General features: G+C 58.4%; 13 protein-coding genes. 1 reads left to right on the top strand and 12 read right to left on the bottom strand.

Annotated elements, in window-relative coordinates; translation table 11 throughout:
* Positions 1-445 precede the first annotated feature (445 nt).
* The 9 genes from sucD to sdhC form a co-directional block, all read right to left on the bottom strand.
* The gene (sucD, locus tag M0808_RS25735; protein ID WP_003223019.1) at positions 446-1327 is read right to left on the bottom strand and encodes a succinate--CoA ligase subunit alpha; all 882 of its coding nucleotides are present in this window, start codon (positions 1325-1327) and stop codon (positions 446-448) included.
* The gene (gene sucC / locus M0808_RS25730) at positions 1327-2493 is read right to left on the bottom strand and encodes an ADP-forming succinate--CoA ligase subunit beta (protein WP_003223015.1); all 1167 of its coding nucleotides are present in this window, start codon (positions 2491-2493) and stop codon (positions 1327-1329) included. The genes sucD and sucC overlap by 1 nt, the downstream gene beginning before the upstream one ends.
* A 200-nt stretch (positions 2494-2693) precedes the next feature.
* Entirely contained in the window at positions 2694-4130 is a 1437-nt protein-coding gene (gene lpdA, locus M0808_RS25725; RefSeq protein ID WP_007962860.1) for a dihydrolipoyl dehydrogenase, read from the bottom strand.
* A gap of 97 nt (positions 4131-4227) precedes the next feature.
* Complete coding sequence (odhB, locus tag M0808_RS25720; protein WP_003223011.1) at positions 4228-5451, bottom strand: 2-oxoglutarate dehydrogenase complex dihydrolipoyllysine-residue succinyltransferase; 1224 nt, start codon at positions 5449-5451, stop codon at positions 4228-4230.
* Between the two features lie 42 nt (positions 5452-5493).
* The gene (locus M0808_RS25715) at positions 5494-8325 is read right to left on the bottom strand and encodes a 2-oxoglutarate dehydrogenase E1 component (protein ID WP_027614036.1); all 2832 of its coding nucleotides are present in this window, start codon (positions 8323-8325) and stop codon (positions 5494-5496) included.
* A 259-nt stretch (positions 8326-8584) separates the two neighbouring features.
* Positions 8585-9289: a succinate dehydrogenase iron-sulfur subunit gene (locus M0808_RS25710; RefSeq protein WP_003223007.1), complete on the bottom strand. Its 705-nt coding sequence runs from the start codon at positions 9287-9289 to the stop codon at positions 8585-8587.
* Between the two features lie 11 nt (positions 9290-9300).
* Positions 9301-11073 carry a succinate dehydrogenase flavoprotein subunit gene (gene sdhA, locus M0808_RS25705; RefSeq protein ID WP_007962857.1) on the bottom strand — a complete coding sequence of 591 codons (1773 nt, stop codon included), beginning with the start codon at positions 11071-11073 and terminating at the stop codon, positions 9301-9303.
* Between the two features lie 3 nt (positions 11074-11076).
* Positions 11077-11445: a succinate dehydrogenase, hydrophobic membrane anchor protein gene (gene sdhD / locus M0808_RS25700; protein WP_003222999.1), complete on the bottom strand. Its 369-nt coding sequence runs from the start codon at positions 11443-11445 to the stop codon at positions 11077-11079.
* Positions 11439-11813 carry a succinate dehydrogenase, cytochrome b556 subunit gene (gene sdhC / locus M0808_RS25695; RefSeq protein ID WP_016773673.1) on the bottom strand — a complete coding sequence of 125 codons (375 nt, stop codon included), beginning with the start codon at positions 11811-11813 and terminating at the stop codon, positions 11439-11441. The genes sdhD and sdhC overlap by 7 nt, the downstream gene beginning before the upstream one ends.
* Positions 11814-12176: 363 nt before the next feature.
* Here sdhC and gltA point away from each other — a divergent pair, with 363 nt between their 5' ends.
* Complete coding sequence (gene gltA, locus M0808_RS25690; protein ID WP_003222994.1) at positions 12177-13466, top strand: citrate synthase; 1290 nt, start codon at positions 12177-12179, stop codon at positions 13464-13466.
* A gap of 1056 nt (positions 13467-14522) precedes the next feature.
* Here gltA and M0808_RS25685 read toward each other — a convergent pair.
* The 3 genes from M0808_RS25685 to M0808_RS25675 all read right to left on the bottom strand — a co-directional run bounded on the left by M0808_RS25685 (position 14523) and on the right by M0808_RS25675 (position 17644).
* Positions 14523-16181: a cation acetate symporter gene (locus M0808_RS25685; protein ID WP_027613951.1), complete on the bottom strand. Its 1659-nt coding sequence runs from the start codon at positions 16179-16181 to the stop codon at positions 14523-14525.
* Positions 16178-16489, bottom strand: a complete 312-nt coding sequence (locus tag M0808_RS25680; RefSeq protein ID WP_027613950.1) for a DUF485 domain-containing protein — start codon at positions 16487-16489, stop codon at positions 16178-16180. Before M0808_RS25680 ends, M0808_RS25685 begins: the two co-directional genes overlap by 4 nt.
* A gap of 303 nt (positions 16490-16792) precedes the next feature.
* On the bottom strand, positions 16793-17644 hold the full coding sequence (locus tag M0808_RS25675) for a glycine betaine ABC transporter substrate-binding protein (protein ID WP_247842895.1): 852 nt from the start codon (positions 17642-17644) through the stop codon (positions 16793-16795).
* Positions 17645-17911 lie beyond the last annotated feature (267 nt).

The following is a 17911-nucleotide window of genomic DNA, read 5'->3' as shown; positions in this document are numbered from 1 at the left end:
GGGATTTCCCTGTGGGGTTAGGGAAATGCTGTCAGTCCGTATAAGACTGACCCGTTTAGCGCGTTGCATGCCTTGTGGGCGGCAGACGCAAAAATGGCTGCTAGCCTAACGAATTTGTCTGACAAACGCACTGTTTGAGGGCGAACTATCCGATACACGACGTGTCTGTGTCGCGTTTACGCATTTATTTTTCCTACATGGAACTCTGTAGGTAGAGCACGAACCCTGTAGTGAGGGGATTTATCCCCGATGGGCCGAAGCAGCCCTGATTGAGAACTTGTAGCGCTTTTCGATTGGCTGGATACATCGGGTTTGGAGCCGCTTCGCAGCCCATCGGGGATAAATCCCCTCGCCACAGAAGCCCTCCTATCCCTTTAATGCCAGAAACAACAAAGGCCACCCGAAGGTGGCCTTTGTCTGGTGAAGCGTCAGTCAAGCACGAGGCTTACTTGACAGCCCAACCGGTCAGCTCGGCCAGGGCCTTGCCGATGTCTGCCAGCGAACGCACGGTTTTTACGCCTGCGTCTTGCAGCGCAGCGAATTTCTCGTCTGCAGTGCCTTTGCCGCCAGAGATGATTGCGCCAGCATGGCCCATGCGCTTGCCCGGAGGAGCAGTCACACCAGCGATGTAGGAAACAACCGGCTTGGTCACGTGTGCCTTGATGTAGGCAGCCGCTTCTTCTTCAGCCGAACCGCCGATCTCGCCGATCATCACGATCGCTTCGGTCTTCGGGTCTTCCTGGAACAGCTTCAGGATGTCGATGAAGTTCGAACCCGGGATCGGGTCACCACCGATGCCGACGCAAGTCGACTGACCGAAACCGGCGTCAGTGGTCTGCTTCACAGCTTCGTAGGTCAGGGTGCCGGAACGCGAAACGATACCGACCTTGCCTGGCAAGTGAATGTGACCTGGCATGATGCCGATCTTGCATTCGCCTGGGGTGATCACGCCTGGGCAGTTAGGGCCGATCAGGGTAACACCCAGCTCGTCGCACTTAACTTTGGCGTCCAGCATGTCCAGGGTAGGAATGCCTTCGGTGATGCAGACGATCAGCTTGATGCCGCCGAAAGCAGCTTCCAGGATCGAGTCCTTGCAGAAAGGAGCCGGAACGTAGATCACGCTGGCGGTAGCGCCAGTGGCAGCTACTGCGTCTTTAACGGTGTTGAACACTGGCAGACCCAGGTGCTCGGTGCCGCCTTTGCCCGGAGTTACGCCACCAACCATCTTGGTGCCGTATTCGATGGCTTGCTGGGTGTGGAAACTACCTTGCGAACCGGTAATACCCTGGCAGATAACTTTGGTGTCTTTATTGATCAGGACGCTCATTATTTGCCCTCCGCAGCTTTGACAACTTGTTGAGCAGCGTCGGTCAGGCTGGTAGCAGCGATGATGTTCAAACCGCTTTCTGCCAGTACTTTAGCGCCCAGCTCAGCGTTGTTGCCTTCAAGGCGAACAACAACCGGGATTTTCACGCCGACTTCTTTCACGGCGCCGATGATGCCTTCGGCAATCATGTCGCAGCGAACGATGCCGCCGAAGATGTTGACCAGTACTGCAGCGACATTGGTGTCGGACAGGATGATCTTGAAGGCTTCGGTCACGCGCTCTTTGGTAGCACCACCACCTACGTCGAGGAAGTTGGCTGGCTTGCCGCCGTGCAGGTTGACGATGTCCATGGTACCCATGGCCAGGCCGGCACCGTTGACCATGCAGCCGATGTTGCCTTCCAGGGCTACGTAGTTCAGTTCGAACTTGGCAGCGTGCGCTTCGCGCGGATCGTCTTGCGACGGATCGTGGAAAGTCTTCAGCTTAGGCTGACGGTACATGGCGTTGGCGTCGATGTTGATCTTGGCGTCCAGGCAGTGCAGATCGCCGTCAGCCTTGATCACCAGCGGGTTCACTTCCAGCAGGGCCAGATCGTGATCCTGGAACAGTTTGGCCAGACCAACGAAGATCTTGGCGAACTGGGCAACTTGCTTGCCTTCCAGGCCCAGTTGGAACGCCAGCTCGCGACCCTGGAATGGCTGAGCGCCAACCAGTGGATCGATAGTGGCTTTCAGAATTTTTTCTGGAGTGTCGTGAGCGATTTTCTCAATGTCCACGCCACCTTCGGTGGAAGCCATGAACACGATGCGACGGCTCGAACGGTCAACGACAGCGCCCAGGTACAGCTCTTTAGCGATATCAGTGCACGATTCAACCAGGATCTTGGTGACTGGCTGACCATTGGCGTCAGTCTGGTAAGTCACCAGACGCTTGCCCAGCCACTGCTGTGCGAAGGCCTTGGCGTCTTCTTTGTTGCGAACCAGCTTGACGCCGCCCGCTTTACCGCGACCACCGGCGTGGACCTGGGCTTTGACAACCCACTCGCTGCCGCCGATTTTGTCGCAAGCTTCTGCTGCTGCTTCCGGGGTGTCTACTGCGTAACCAGTGGAAACTGGCAGGCCGTATTCAGCGAACAGCTGCTTACCCTGATACTCGTGAAGATTCATGCTTTTTACCGTCTTCGTTAGGTACTGCGCATTCGGCGCTGCGCTCTTGATGAGTGCCGCGCCACCTGTGACTGCTGCTTGCGTAGCCTTTCCGGATACCCGGTGCAGCTACGCAAGACTGCGTCCAGCGGACATTCCGCGGTGAGACTTGCTCGCAAGGCTCACGACGGGCCGTTACCGCCGTGGTTTCTTATTGTGTCTTAACGCTTCTTGCGGTTGGCAATGTGGATGGCGCCGCCATTCACAGCCAGAGCAGCTTCGTGCAAGGCTTCAGACAGGGTCGGATGGGAGAAAACCATCATGCCCAGGTCTTCAGCGCTGGTGCCGAATTCCATACCGATCGCGCCCTGCTGGACCAGTTCTGCAGCGCTCGGGCCAATCACGTGCACGCCCAATACGCGGTCGGTCTTGGCATCAGCGATGACCTTGACGAAACCACCGGTATCGTTGGCGGCCATGGCACGGCCGGAAGCGGCGAACGGGAAGGTGCCGACGTTAACTTCAACGCCTTCGGCTTTCAAGGCCTGCTCGGTTTTGCCAACCCACGCGATTTCCGGGTGAGTATAAATAACCGAAGGGATCAGGTCATAGTTCATCTGGGCTTTGTGGCCCTTGATGCGCTCGACAACCATGATGCCCTCTTCCGAGGCCTTGTGCGCCAGCATCATGCCGCGAACCACGTCACCGATGGCGTAAACGCCCGGTACTGTGGTGGCGCAGTGATCGTCAACGTGCACGAAACCGCGCTCGTCCAGGGTCACGCCGCTGTCGGCAGCCAGCAGATCAGTGGTCACCGGACGGCGACCAACGGCTACGATCAGCTTGTCGAAAGTGATGGACTGTTCGCCGTTGGCATCGGTGTAGTTAACCACGACTTCGTCGCCGTTCACTTTCGAACCGGTTACGCGAGCACCCAGCTTGATGTCCAGACCTTGCTTGGTCAGGGTTTTCAGCGCTTCCTTGGAAACAGCGGTGTCCGCTGCCATCAGGAAGGTGTCCAGTGCTTCGAGGACAACCACTTCGGAACCCAGACGCGACCACACCGAACCCAGTTCCAGACCGATCACGCCAGCGCCGATCACGCCCAGACGTTTAGGTACGGATTGGAATTCCAGAGCGCCAGTCGAATCGACGATGACTTTCTGATCGACCGGAGCCGGCGGAATGTCGATCGGACGCGAACCTGGAGCCAGGATGACGTTTTCGGCTTCGATGACTTCAACCGAACCGTCCGGCTTGGTGACTTCGACTTTCTTGCCAGCCAGCAGCTTGCCGTGGCCCTGGATCGAAGTAACGCCGTTGGCCTTGAACAGAGTGGCAACGCCGCCAGTCAGGTTCTTGACGATGCCAGCCTTGCGGCCAACCATCGCAGCGACGTCCATTTTGACTTCGCCGGTCGAGATACCGTGAACGTTGAAGCTCTCTTTGGCTTCCTTGTACTTCCAGGAGCTGTCCAGCAGCGCCTTGGACGGAATGCAGCCGACGTTCAGGCAAGTACCGCCGAGGGCCTGTTTGCCTTCAGCGTCGGTGTACTTCTCGATGCAGGCAGTGGTGAGACCCAGCTGCGCGGCCTTGATGGCAGCAACATAGCCGCCAGGGCCGGCACCGATCACTACTACGTCAAATTTCTGCGACATTCAAAAAATCCTCTTTAGCGAAAAGCTTCAAGCCGCGCGCTGCGGGCCGTACCGCCGTTGCCGACGGTACGCCACCCGCAGCGCATGGCTGCTTCTATCAGATATCCAGCAACAGACGAGCCGGATCTTCCAGCAGGTTCTTGATGGTCACCAGGAAGGTTACAGCTTCTTTGCCATCGATCAGACGGTGATCGTAGGACAGTGCCAGGTACATCATCGGACGGATCACGACCTGACCGTTGATGGCCATAGGACGCTGGATGATGTTGTGCATGCCCAGAATCGCTGCCTGCGGCGGGTTGACGATCGGGGTCGACATCATCGAACCGAAGGTACCACCGTTGGTGATGGTGAAGGTACCGCCGGTCATCTCTTCCATCGACAGTTTGCCGTCACGGGCTTTCTTGCCGAACGTGGCGATGCCGCCTTCGATTTCAGCCAGGCTCATCAGCTCGGCGTTACGCAGAACCGGAACGACCAGACCACGGTCGCTGGAAACGGCAACACCGATGTCGGCGTAGCCGTGGTAAACGATGTCCGCACCGTCGATCGAAGCGTTGACCGCCGGGAAGCGTTTAAGCGCTTCGGTGGCAGCCTTGACGAAGAACGACATGAAGCCCAGGCGTACGCCGTTGTGGGACTTCTCGAACAGGTCCTTGTACTTCGAACGCAGCGCCATGACTTCGGTCATGTCGACTTCGTTGAACGTGGTCAGCATTGCCATGTTCGACTGGGCTTCAACCAGACGCTCGGCAACCTTGGCACGCAGACGGGTCATCGGTACGCGCTTCTCAACGCGGTCACCGGCAGCGAATACCGGAGCAGCAGCGGCTGGAGCAGCGGCTTTTGCAGGAGCAGCAGCCGGAGCGGCTTTCTTCGCGGCTACAGCAGCCACCACGTCTTCCTTGGTCACACGACCGCCTTTGCCGGTACCGGCAACGGAAGCGATGTTGATGCCGTTTTCTTCAGCCAGCTTGCGCGCAGCCGGAGCAGCAACAGGATCGTCTTCGCCTTCGGCAGCAGCCGGGGCAGCGGCAGCAGCGGCCGGAGCAGCGGCGGCGGCTGGAGCAGCGGCAGCAGCGCCGCCCGCTTCGATGGAGCCCAGGACTTCGTCGGACAGAACGGTGTCGCCTTCGTTCTTGACGATTGCGCCCAGCACGCCGTCGGCGGTCGCCAGCACTTCCAGTACGACTTTGTCGGTTTCGATGTCGACGATCAGGTCGTCACGCTTGACGGCGTCGCCCGGTTTTTTGTGCCAGGTGGCAACGGTGCCATCGGCAACCGATTCCGGGAAAGTGGGGGCTTTGATCTCGATAGCCATTATCTGTGGTTCCTTAAATTCGGTTTCAGGTGCGCGAAGGCGTTAAACGGTAAACGCGTCTTGCAGCAGTTTTTCCTGCTGCTCGGCGTGCATCGATGCGTAACCACATGCTGGGGCAGCAGAAGCCTCGCGGCCCGCGTACTCGAGTACGAGAGACTTGTCGAGGTTACCGATGCTGCGACGCAGGTGATGCTGGCTGCAGTACCAGGCGCCCTGGTTCATCGGCTCTTCCTGACACCAGACGGCATGCTTGACGTTGGTGTAAGGCGCCAGGACTTCTTTCAAGTCGTCCTCAGGGAATGGATACAGCTGCTCGATACGCACGATGGCGATATCGTCACGGCCTTCGGCACGACGTTTTTCCAGCAGGTCGTAGTAGACCTTGCCGCTACACAGAACAACGCGCTCGACCTTTTTCGGGTCCAGGGCATCGATTTCCGGGATCACGGTCTGGAACGAACCTTCAGCCAGATCTTCCAGGGTCGAGACGGCCAGCTTGTGGCGCAGCAGCGACTTCGGCGTCAGCACTACCAGAGGTTTGCGCAGCGGGCGAATCACCTGACGACGCAGCAAGTGGTAGATCTGGGCCGGGGTGGTCGGCATGCACACCTGAATGTTGTGCTCGGCGCACAGCTGCAGGTAACGCTCAAGACGAGCCGAGCTGTGCTCAGGGCCCTGACCTTCGTAGCCGTGTGGCAACAGCATGGTCAAACCGCAGAGACGGCCCCACTTGTGTTCGCCGCTGGTGATGAACTGGTCGATAACAACCTGTGCACCGTTGGCGAAGTCGCCGAACTGGGCTTCCCAGATCACCAGCGCGTTTGGCGTGGTGGTCGAGTAGCCGTATTCGAAGGCCAGTACCGCTTCTTCCGAGAGGAACGAGTCGTACAGGTCAAAGCGTGGCTGACCGTCGTACAGGTTCTGCAGCGGAATGTAGGTGCCCGCGTCTTTCTGGTTGTGCAGTACAGCGTGACGGTGCGAGAACGTACCGCGGCCGATGTCCTGACCGGTCATGCGGATCGGGTGACCTTCGAACGCCAGGGTCGCGTACGCCATGGTTTCGGCGTAACCCCAGTTGATCGGCAGGCCGCCGGCTTGCATCTTCTGACGGTCTTCGTAGATCTTCGCGACCTGACGCTGAACCACGAAGCCTTCCGGAATTTCCAGCAGCTTGGCGGACAGTTCCTGCAGGGTCTTCAGATCGAAACGGGTGTCGTGACGCGCAGTCCAGGCGTGGCCCAGATACGGACGCCAGTCCACGAACAACTCTTTGTTCGGCTCTTTGACCAGCGATTTCACTACGTGCAGACCGTTGTCCAGCGCGTTGCGGTACTCGTCGACCTTGGCCTGAACACGTTCAGCGTCCAGTACACCGGCCTGAGTCAGGCGATCAGCGTACAGCTCACGGGTGGTGCGCTGCTTGGTGATCTGCTGATACATCAGCGGCTGGGTGCCGCTTGGCTCGTCGGCCTCGTTGTGGCCGCGACGACGGTAGCAGACCAGGTCGATCACCACGTCACGCTTGAACTGCATGCGGTAATCGATGGCCAGCTGGGTCACGAACAGCACGGCTTCCGGATCATCACCATTCACATGGAGGATCGGCGCCTGGATCATCTTCGCAACGTCGGTGGCGTACTCGGTGGAACGCGAGTCCAACGGGTTGCTGATGGTGAAACCCACCTGGTTGTTGATCACGATGTGCACGGTACCGCCGGTCTTGAAACCGCGGGTCTGCGACATCTGGAAGGTTTCCATGACCACGCCCTGACCTGCGAATGCAGCGTCACCGTGGATGGAGATCGGCAGCACCTTCTCACCGGTCGGGTCGTTACGACGATCCTGACGGGCGCGAACCGAACCTTCTACCACCGGGGAAACGATTTCCAGGTGGGACGGGTTGAACGCCATGGCCAGGTGAACTTCACCGCCAGTGGTCATCACGTTGGACGAGAAGCCCTGGTGGTATTTGACGTCACCGGAACCCAGCTCGACCTTCTTCTTGCCTTCGAACTCGTCGAACAGCTCGCGCGGGTTCTTGCCGAAGGTGTTGACCAGCACGTTCAGACGGCCACGGTGGGCCATGCCGATGACGACTTCCTTGGTGCCGTAGGAACCGGAACGCTGGATCAGCTCGTCGAGCATCGGGATCAGGCTTTCGCCGCCTTCCAGACCGAAACGCTTGGTGCCCGGGTATTTGGTGCCCAGGTATTTTTCCAGGCCTTCACCGGCAGTCACGCGCTCGAGCAGGTGGCTCTTGATGTCGGCGGAGTACGTCGGACGACCACGTACGCTTTCCAGACGCTGCTGGAACCACTGGCGCTGCTCGGAATCGGTGATGTGCGTAAATTCAGCGCCGATGGTGCGGCAATATGTCTGCTGCAACGCTTCGTGAATTTCGCGTAGGCTCGCTTCCTCTTTGCCGATGAACAGGTCGCCGGCACGGAAGGTCGTATCAAGATCGGCATTGGTCAAGCCGTAATGATTGATCGACAGGTCTGCAGGTGCAGGACGCTGCCACAGCCCCAGCGGGTCAAGCTGGGCTGCCTGGTGGCCACGCATACGGTAGGCCTGGATCAATCGCAGCACTTCAACTTGCTTCTTCTCGTGCTCACTGCTCACGCTCCCGGCGGAAACCGGTTGGGCGCGGCGCTGGTTCTTTGCCAGCAGCACGAAATGATCGCGAATTGTGGAGTGCGAAACATCAGTGGCAGAGCTGCCGTCGGCAGGCAGCTTCTGAAAGTAGGTGCGCCACTCTTCTGGCACAGCGTTAGGGTCGTGCAGGTAGAGCTCATAAAGCTCTTCCACATAGGCAGCGTTTCCACCTGAAAGGTAGGCGCTGTTCCACATGCGCTGCATCACGCTTTCTTGCATGCTTGGTCACCCTCGGTTAGGGGAACACCATCGGCGTCAATACCGAGCAAACTTGCAGAAGTCCGAATGCAGCGACCAAAACAAGCCACTTAGGATCACGCTGATAGTCCGGGTACCAGCCCGGATGCCCCTGCTTGTCTCATTTCTTCAAAATAAGAGCTGCAGCTTGTGGCTACTGCTCTGGTTATAGCCATGACGCGGGTTGAAGCCCGCGCCACAGCCTCTTCGTTACAGCGGTTCTACGGTTACAGCAGCTGAATCACACGCCGCTCGAAAGCAGCATGTTACGGATGTGACCGATGGCCTTAGTCGGGTTCAGGCCTTTCGGACATACGTTGACGCAGTTCATGATGCCCCGGCAGCGGAAGACGCTGAACGGGTCATCGAGCGAAGCCAGACGCTCGGACGTCTTGGTGTCACGGCTGTCTGCCAGGAAGCGGTACGCTTGCAGCAGGGCAGCCGGGCCCAGGAACTTGTCCGGGTTCCACCAGAAGGACGGGCACGAGGTCGAGCAGCAGGCGCACAGGATGCACTCGTACAGACCGTCGAGCTTTTCACGCTCTTCAGGGGACTGCAGACGCTCGATGGCCGGAGCCGGCGTGTCGTTCTGCAGGTAAGGCTTAACCTTCTCGTATTGCTTGTAGAAGATGCTCATATCGACAACCAGGTCACGGATAACCGGCAAACCTGGCAGCGGACGAACGATCAACTTGTTGCCTTTTACGACAGCGGACAGCGGCGTGATGCACGCCAGGCCGTTCTTGCCGTTGATGTTCATGCCGTCGGAGCCGCAGACGCCTTCACGGCAAGAGCGACGATAGGAGAAACCCTCGTCCTGCTCTTTGATCAGGGCCAGCACGTCCAGCACCATCAGGTCTTTACCACCGGTATCGACCTGGAATTCCTGCATGAACGGCGCAGCGTCCTGATCAGGGTTGTAGCGATAAACACTGACTTGCAACATGGCGATCACCCTTAATAAGTCCGGACTTTAGGTTCGAAAGTCGGAACAGTCTTCGGCGAGAAGTTTACGGCACGCTTGGCGACGCGTTTCTCACCCGGGAAGTACAGGGTGTGGCACAGCCAGTTTTCGTCGTCACGGTCTTCGAAGTCTTCACGGGCGTGAGCGCCGCGGGACTCTTTACGTACTTCGGCCGCGATGGCGGTAGCTTCAGCCACTTCCAGCAGGTTTTGCAGTTCCAGAGCTTCGATACGCGCGGTGTTGAACGCTTGCGACTTATCGTTGATCTTCACGTTGGCGATGCGCTTGCGCAGATCGGCCAGCTGAGCGATACCCTTCTGCATGTATTCGCCAGTGCGGAATACACCGAAGTAGTTCTGCATGCAGCTTTGCAGCTCGCGACGCAGGGTAGCCACGTCTTCGCCATCGGTACGGCCGTTCAGCGCGTTCAAACGCGACAGGGCAGCTTCGATGTCGGCTTCGGTAGCGTCGTCGTATTCGATGCCGTCGGTCAGCGCCTTTTCCAGGTGCAGGCCGGCAGCGCGGCCGAATACCACCAGGTCGAGCAGCGAGTTGCCGCCCAGACGGTTGGCACCGTGTACCGATACGCAAGCCACTTCACCTACGGCGAACAGACCAGGAATGATCTGATCTACGCCTTCGGCGTTCTGGGTGATCGCCTGACCATGAATGTTGGTGGCAACGCCGCCCATCATGTAGTGGCAGGTCGGAACAACCGGAACCGGAGCAACCACCGGGTCAACGTGTGCGAAAGTCTTCGACAGTTCGCAGATGCCTGGCAGACGGCTGTGCAGCACTTCCTCGCCCAGGTGGTCGAGTTTGAGCATTACGTGGTCGCCATTCGGACCGCAACCGTTGCCGGCGATGATTTCTTTAACCATCGAGCGGGCAACCACGTCACGACCAGCCAGGTCCTTCGCGTTCGGAGCATAACGCTCCATGAAACGCTCGCCGTGCTTGTTGATCAGGTAACCACCTTCACCACGGCAACCTTCGGTCACCAGTACACCGGCGCCGGCGATGCCGGTCGGGTGGAACTGCCACATTTCGATGTCTTGTACCGGCACGCCAGCACGCAGCGCCATGCCAACGCCGTCACCGGTGTTGATCAGGGCGTTGGTGGTGGAAGCGTAGATACGGCCAGCACCGCCAGTTGCCAGTACGGTGGCCTTGGCGCGGATGTACGAAGTTTCGCCGGTTTCGATGCAGATCGCGATCACACCGACAAACTCGCCTTCCTGGTTTTTCACCAGGTCGACAGCGTAGTACTCGTTCAGGAACGTGGTGCCGGCTTTCAGGTTGCCCTGATAAAGGGTGTGCAGCAGTGCGTGACCGGTACGGTCGGACGCTGCGCAGGTACGGGCAGCCTGACCGCCTTTACCGTAGTCCTTGGACTGACCACCGAACGGACGCTGGTAAATACGGCCTTGCTCGGTACGCGAGAACGGCAGACCCATGTGGTCCAGCTCGAAAACGGCAGCAGGGCCTTCCTGACACATGTATTCGATAGCGTCCTGGTCACCGATGTAGTCGGAACCCTTGACGGTATCGTACATGTGCCAGCGCCAGTCATCGTTCGGGTCAGCGGACGCGATCGCGCAGGTGATGCCGCCCTGGGCGGATACAGTGTGCGAACGGGTCGGGAAAACCTTGGTGATCACCGCAGTCTTGTGACCGCCCTGCGCCAGCTGCAGCGCAGCGCGCATGCCGGCACCGCCACCACCAATAATGATGGCGTCGAAAGAAATCGTTGGAATGTTAGCCATGACTCAGATACCCCAGAGAATCTGCACACCCCAGACGAAGTAAGCGAACATCGCAACGCCGCATACTGCCTGGAAAAGGAAACGTATAGCCGTCGCGGACTTGCCGAACGCCATTGGCGTCAGGTAGTCAGTCGCGATGGTCCACATGCCGACCCAGGCGTGAGCGCCGAGAGCAACAAGGGCCAGGAGGCTGAAAATACGCATCCCGTTGTGGGCGAACAGTTCATGCCACTGGGCGTACTCGAGGCCTGGGTGGGCCACGACGTATCCGATCAGAAAAATGAAGTAAGCCGCGAGAACGACCGCCGACACACGTTGCGCCATCCAGTCATAGAGGCCCGAACGCGAGAGGTTCGTGACGTTAGTTACCATATCCAGACTCCTGCCAGAACGATTACCACCACGGAAACGGCGATAACGATTTTCGAGCCCAGCTTGCCGCCTTCCAGCGTCTCACCGATGCCCATGTCCATGATCAAATGGCGCACACCGGCAACCAGGTGATACAGCAGAGCGGACAGGATGCCCCAAATCACTAGCTTGGCTAGCGGACTGGTCAGACACGCTTTCACCTGACCGAAGCCTTCCTCGGAGCTCAGCGACTTGTCCAATGCGTAAAGCATGATGGCAAGGCACACGAAGAGGATGACACCGGAGATACGGTGAAGAATGGACGTGTAAGCAGTGACTGGGAGTTTGATGGTCCTTAGGTCTAGGTTTACAGGTCGTTGGCTTTTCACGGCTTTTTTTTCACACTGAAGAGCCCCTAACAATCAGGGCAAAGTTGTTGGGGAGTGCACTGGTCAGGTAACCACCACCCAGGGATGCGACCCCCAATGAAAGCAAGCCCAAAAGCCCTTGGCGGTCGGTGGCCGAGTATAGACAGTTAGGCTACTAATGACAACGCAATCACCTACCCCCAATAGCTGATTGCACAAGTCGCATAAAAGGCGTAAATGGCAGTCAATTTCGAGGAAAAAGTGCGCTTAAAGCCTTCTGGAGCAAGACTTTAGGCAAATTGACATTCGAATTTATCTCACTATAGTGGTGCGGGCCCTGCGTGGGGGGTCTGTCTGATGGTTCAAGCATAAATAGGAGGCCACATGGCTGACAAAAAAGCGCAGTTGATCATCGAGGGCGCAGCCCCCGTCGAGCTGCCCATTTTAACCGGCACCGTTGGTCCCGATGTAATCGATGTTCGGGGCCTGACGGCCACGGGCCGCTTCACTTTCGACCCAGGTTTCATGTCGACCGCCTCGTGCGAATCGAAGATCACCTATATCGACGGCGACAACGGCATTCTGTTGCACCGCGGCTACCCGATCGAACAGCTGGCTGAAAAGTCGGACTACCTGGAAACCTGCTACCTGCTGCTCAACGGCGAATTGCCGACTGCAGAACAGAAGGCCCAGTTCGTCAGCACCGTGAAAAACCACACCATGGTTCACGAGCAGCTGAAAACCTTCTTCAACGGCTTCCGTCGCGACGCCCACCCGATGGCCGTCATGTGCGGCGTAGTCGGCGCCCTCTCGGCCTTCTACCACGACTCCCTGGACATCAATAACCCGCAGCATCGCGAAATCTCCGCGATCCGTCTGGTCGCCAAGATGCCAACCCTGGCAGCGATGGTTTACAAGTACTCCATGGGCCAACCCATGATGTACCCGCGCAACGACCTGACGTACGCGGAAAACTTCCTGCACATGATGTTCAACACCCCGTGCGAGATCAAACCGATCAGCCCGGTACTCGCCAAGGCCATGGACCGGATCTTCATCCTCCACGCCGACCACGAGCAGAACGCATCGACGTCCACCGTGCGCCTGGCAGGTTCCTCGGGTGCCAACCCGTTCGCCTGTATCGCCGCCGGTATCGCCGCACTGTGGGGCCCTGCCCACGGCGGTGCGAACGAAGCCGTTCTGACCATGCTTGACGAGATTGGCGATGTGTCCAACATCGACAAGTTCATCGCCAAGGCCAAGGACAAGAACGATCCGTTCAAACTGATGGGCTTCGGTCACCGCGTTTACAAGAACCGCGACCCTCGCGCGACTGTCATGAAGCAGACCTGCGACGAAGTGCTGAAAGAATTGGGCATCAACAACGATCCGCAACTCGAACTGGCCATGCGCCTGGAAGAGATCGCCCTGACCGACCCGTACTTCATCGAGCGCTCGCTGTACCCGAACGTCGACTTCTACTCGGGGATCATCCTCAAGGCGATCGGCATTCCAACCAGCATGTTCACCGTGATCTTCGCTCTGGCGCGTACTGTGGGCTGGATCTCGCACTGGAAAGAAATGCTCTCCAGCCCGTACAAGATTGGCCGTCCGCGCCAGTTGTACACTGGCTACGAGTCGCGTGATATCACCAAGCTGGAAGACCGCAAATAAGGCTTGTCTTGCGATAACGTCTTGAAGTTGTATCGGGAACGGCCTCTTATATAGAGGCCGTTTTTGTTTGTCTGGTCGCAGCGGCCTGTGGGCCGACTGGGTTTTGGGGTTTTGGGTGTATATCCGTTGCTGCGGTAACGGCCTCCTATGGTTCCGCCCTTACGGCGGGTCACTTTTGACAAACGCCTCAAAAGTAACCAAAAAGTCTTGCCCCGGCGTACGGCACTTCGCTGAGGCTCAGTGTTCCCTCGCTACGGTGTCCATCCGGGGGCATCGCCTCCGGTTTGCTTCGCTGCACCTCCTCTCGATGTATGCGGCTCCGCCGCATGGCGCTGCGCGCCTAACCCCCTGATGGACACCTACGCTCGGCCTGCCGAAGGGGCAAAAGATCAAAAGCCAAAGCCAGATCAAAAACCAGATCAAGAACCCCTCACCCTAGCCCTCTCCCGGAGGGAGAGGGGACTGATCGCGGTGTTTGGGAGAGTTACGCCGACGTGAAACACCCAGTCGAACTCAGGTTCTGAAAGGCTCAAAAATCGGCTCCCTCTCCCTCGGGAGAGGGCTGGGCGGGCGGCGTTCCGATGAGGGGTAGATCCAACACAGAACACAAGCCGACCGCATGCTTTTCCACCACTTAACAGGATGAGCGCAAGCTCGGCTGCAGCTTTTGATCTTGATCCACGGGCGACATCGGAAGGCTGAGTGGAGGGATTGATCCGGGGGTGGGAGCGCAGCGACCGTTTGGCGCAGCCAAACACAGCGAGAGGAGGTGCAGCGAAGCAAACCGTAGGCGCTGCCCCCGGATCGATCCCGCAGCGAAGGGACCCCGAGCCCCAGCGAGTGGGCCGAACGTAGGAGCAAGCCTTTTGGGTTACCTTTTCGGCGTTTGGAAAAGGTGACTCGCCGTAAGGGCGAAACCCTAAGCCGCCGTTACCGCAGCAACGGATATGTACTCGATAACCACCAAACACCAAGGCCCGAGTCCGATAACCGCCCACAAAAAAAATGCCCCGATCTCTCAACCAGGGCATTTCACTCAAACCACGTAACCAGAACTTAGTGCGAAACCGCCCCGCTCGCTCCAAGGCCAGTCTGCGAACGCACAAACTGCGGGAAGAACAGCGCCCGCTCGTTCTCGGCTGCTGCGGACTTGTCGGTAATCGAGAAGAACCAGATCCCGATGAACGCGATAACCATTGAGAACAACGCCGGGTACTCGTAAGGGAAGATCGCCTTCTCATGATGCAGAATCTGCACCCAGATGGTCGGGCCAAGGATCATCAGCCCCACCGCACTCACCAGCCCCAGCCAGCCACCGACCATCGCGCCGCGGGTGGTCAGTTTCTTCCAGTACATCGAAAGCAACAGCACCGGGAAGTTGCAGCTCGCCGCGATGGAGAACGCCAGGCCGACCATGAACGCGATGTTCTGGCTCTCGAACAGGATACCCAGACCGATCGCCAGCACGCCCAGGGCGATGGTGGTGATCTTCGACACGCGAATCTCATCCTTGTCGTTGGCCTTGCCCTTCTTGATCACGCTGGCATACAGGTCGTGCGACACCGCCGAAGCACCGGCTAGGGTCAGACCCGCCACCACCGCCAGAATGGTCGCGAACGCCACCGCCGAGATGAAGCCGAGGAAGATGCTGCCACCCACCGCGTCAGCCAGGTGCACCGCCGCCATGTTGTTGCCGCCGAGCAGAGCGCCCGCCGCATCCTTGAAGGCCGGGTTGGTGCTGACCAGCAGGATCGCGCCGAAGCCGATGATGAAGGTCAGAATGTAGAAGTAACCAATGAAGCCGGTGGCGTACAGCACACTCTTGCGCGCTTCTTTCGCATCACTCACGGTGAAGAAGCGCATCAGGATGTGTGGCAGGCCGGCAGTACCGAACATCAGGGCCAGACCGAGGGAGAACGCCGAAATCGGATCTTTCACCAAACCGCCCGGACTCATGATCGCTTCACCTTTCGGGTGAACCTTGATCGCCTCGGAGAACAGCATGTTGAAGTCGAAGTTGACGTGCTTCATCACCATCAGCGCCATGAACGAGGCACCGGACAGCAACAGCACCGCCTTGATGATCTGCACCCAGGTGGTCGCCAGCATGCCGCCGAACAGCACGTACATGCACATCAGGATACCGACCAGAATCACCGCGACGTAGTAGTCGAGACCGAACAGCAGCTGGATCAGCTTGCCGGCACCAACCATTTGCGCGATCAGGTAGAACGCCACCACTACCAGCGAACCGCAGGCAGACAGGGTGCGGATCTGGGTTTGCCCGAGGCGGTAGGACGCCACGTCGGCAAAGGTGTATTTACCCAGGTTACGCAGGCGCTCGGCGATCAGGAACAGAATGATCGGCCAGCCCACCAGGAAGCCGATCGAGTAGATCAGGCCGTCGTAGCCGGAGGTGAACACCAGCGCGGAAATCCCCAGGAAGGACGCCGCCGACATGTAGTCACCGGCAATCGCCAGACCGTTCTGGAACCCGGTGATCTTGCCGCCCGCCGCATAGTAGTCGGCGGCCGACTTGTTGCGCTTGGACGCCCAGTAGGTGATGCACAGGGTGGCGCCGACGAACACCACGAACATGGCGATCGCGGAAACGTTGAGCGGTTGTTTGTGGACTTCGCCGGTCAAGGCGTCAGCGGCCCAGACGGCTGGCGCGAACGCTGCGATGCTCAAAAGAGCCAGTAGACGCCGGATCATTGCTGAGCCTCCTTGAGAATCGCATTGTTCAGGTCGTCAAACTCGCCGTTGGCGCGCCGTACGTAGATCGCGGTCAGGATGAAGGCCGAGACAATCAGACCGACACCAATCGGAATACCCCAGGTAATCGACGACCCGGGACTGAGTTTCGCCCCGAGCACTTGCGGCCCGTATGCGATCAGCAGGATGAATCCGGAGTACAGCCCGAGCATGATCGCCGAGAGTATCCAGGCGAATTTTTCTCTTTTTCGCACCAGCTCCTTGAAGCGCGGGCTGTTTTGAATCGAGAGGTAAATGCTGTCGTTCATTGTTTTTATCCTCGCAGCACAGATTATTGTTGGAACGTATCCACTGTATGCGGCTGCGGAACGGGTTCCAGACGACCTTAGTATTAGAACGACATGACGTTTTCGCCAATTTTCGGACGGTAATTAGCCGAAAGAATTGGAAAGAGGCTTTGAAACAGCCGTAAACCCTGCCAGAGAGGGTGCACAAGAAACAAATGTGGGAGCGGGCTTGCTCGCGAAGGCGGTGTGCCAGTCAATGCAAATGTGACTGATACGACGCTTCGCGAGCAAGCCCGCTCCCACAGGGTTATTGCAGTGTTTGGGTTATTTGGTCCAGTCAGCCACGCGATCCGGGTGCTTGGCGACCCAATCCTTGGCCGCCGCTTCAGGCTTGGCGCCGTCCTGGATGGCCAGCATGACTTCGCCGATCTCGTCTTTCGACGCCCACTGGAAGTTTTTCAGGAACTTGGAGACTTCCGGAGCCTTGGTCGCGAGTTCTTTGCTGCCGATGCTGTTCACGGTTTCAGCCGCGCCATACACGCCTTTCGGGTCGTCGAGGAAGCGCAGTTTCCACTTGGCGAACATCCAGTGCGGCACCCAACCGGTGACGGCAATCGATTCGTTCTTCTTCTCCGCACGGGTCAGCTCGGCAATCATGCCGGCGCCGGAACTGGCCTTGAGCGTATATTTGTCCAGGCCGTAATCCTTGATCGCCTGATCGGTTTTGAGCATCACGCCCGAGCCGGCGTCGATGCCGACGATGCGGTTCTTGAAGCTGTCATCGGTCTTGAGGTCTTCGATCGATTTCGCCTTGACGTACTCCGGCACGATCAGGCCGATTTTCGCATCCTTGAAGTTCGGGCCGTAATCGACGACCAGATCCTTGTTCTTCGTCCAGTACTCGCCGTGGGTCACCGGCAGCCAGGCCGAGAGCATCGCATCGAGTTTGCCGGTGGCCACGCCCTGCCACATGATCCCGGTGGCGACGGCTTGCAGCTTCACGTCGTAGCCGAGTTTTTGCTTGATCACCTCGGCCGCCACGTGGGTGGTCGCGACGCTGTCGGACCAACCGTCAACGTAACCGATGTTCAGGGTCTGTTTTTCAGCGCTGGCGAATGTGGAACTCATCGCAAGCACCAGAGCGGCACCTGCGCCTAAAAGTCGTCGCATCTTCATCGTTTACTTCCCCGAAATGCTGCGCCCGACGGATGCCGGGCATCGTCAACGTATTGTTATGGTGCACAGCGCCCCCATCACGCCTGACCGCAAACTCGCTCGAATGCCAGTGGAGTACTGACGCTTTCGATCATCGGCCTGACGCCCGCAGCGACCTGCTCTGTCAGCGACCTCAATACAGCGAGAAACGACATCAGAAGGCCATTAATCGCCTCTGAATAATTGGCGCCAGACAATCCGCCCGAACTTTGCATGTGCAAATCATGC

It is taken from the genome of Pseudomonas sp. MWU12-3103b (assembly GCF_023100615.1).
GTDB classification, from domain to species: Bacteria; Pseudomonadota; Gammaproteobacteria; order Pseudomonadales; family Pseudomonadaceae; genus Aquipseudomonas; species Aquipseudomonas putida_A.
Note: the sequence above shows the minus strand (reverse complement) of the source record. Positions and strands in the feature narration are given on the sequence as shown.